The organism is Oleiphilus sp. HI0079 (genome assembly GCF_001635105.1).
This window is the reverse complement of the sequence record NZ_LWFT01000342.1, coordinates 1-509: the sequence shown is the minus strand read 5'-3', so window position 1 is coordinate 509 and position 509 is coordinate 1. Positions and strand designations below refer to the sequence as shown.

Below are 509 nucleotides of genomic sequence, written 5' to 3'. Positions count from 1 at the left end.
TGTAAAATCTGGAATAACTCTGAAAGTTCGTATGAAAACCGGTCACGGCCTTTACGCCAATGGCGTTGGCAGCTCTCAGCGCCGCTAAGCCAAGCGGCCCTTCTGTCGCGATATATACTGCGTCAGGACGTAGCTGTTCGATGTGCGTTTTCAGCTTTCTACTACTAGCCAACCCAAACTTTAGCTCCGAGTACCCGGGAATAGGCAGTCCGAAAACAAGCAGTTCCGCTTCGCGTTCGAAGACCCTCCCGCTAATCGGAAGATCTTTTTTAGACTGCTTCGGGCGTATTACCGTTACCTCAATACCTTTACGAATCATTCCGTCAACCCAGTGACCGAGGGTGGTAGCTACACCGTTCACTTCCGGGCGGTAGGTTTCTGTCACGATCAACACGCGTTGTAAGCTCATAGTGCACTCTCATTAAGGGCTATGCGCATACGTTGATCAGAAAATGTGACAGTTCGACTTCAGTGTTGTGACAATACCGTGAACAAGGGAGGGAAGGATG

The 509-nt window shown here is 49.9% G+C and carries 1 protein-coding gene; it reads right to left on the bottom strand.

Features of this window, described 5'->3' with window-relative positions:
• The coding region (locus tag A3750_RS04665) for a glycosyltransferase (protein ID WP_156498403.1) at window positions 1-409 on the bottom strand (409 nt) is incomplete at its 3' end.
• Window positions 410-509: the final 100 nt, after the last annotated feature.